The sequence below is a fragment of the Alkalibacterium sp. s-m-28 genome (genome assembly GCF_054658175.1).
Window position 1 is genome coordinate 1 of sequence record NZ_BAAGIQ010000292.1, and the last position, 402, is coordinate 402.

A 402-nucleotide genomic window follows, 5' to 3' on the forward strand; every position below is an offset into this window, starting at 1 on the left:
CCTGCGGTGGATACGAAGTAAGAACGAGTCCACAAGCTTGGCATTGCTTTCAGCTCGGAGAACTCGTCACGGATGATTTTCGATGTCCCTCCTTTGATTTTAGCCATTACATCCGCAGGACTGACAGGCGGCAACACATTTAAGAACAGATGAACATGGTCTTCACCCGTCTCCAAAGCAAGGAGGTGGAAGCCTTGTTCATCACAAATGTCTTGAACTAATTTCTTGAACCGTTCTTCGAGAGAGGGATTCAAGAAAATCTTTCGTCTGTACCTAGGACAAAACACAAAATGATAGTTGATGAGGCTGACGGTTGTTTTAGTTCTACGGTAATTTTCCATGTATCCATTATACTCTATACGTGTATGAAAACATACCGAACATACTCAAAAAATATTCGAA

General features: G+C 42.0%; 1 protein-coding gene. It reads right to left on the reverse strand.

From position 1 onward, the window contains the following. The coding region (tnpA, locus tag ACYQ4S_RS12380; RefSeq protein ID WP_459771476.1) for an IS200/IS605 family transposase at positions 1 to 341 on the reverse strand (341 nt) is incomplete at its 3' end. Positions 342 to 402 lie beyond the last annotated feature (61 nt).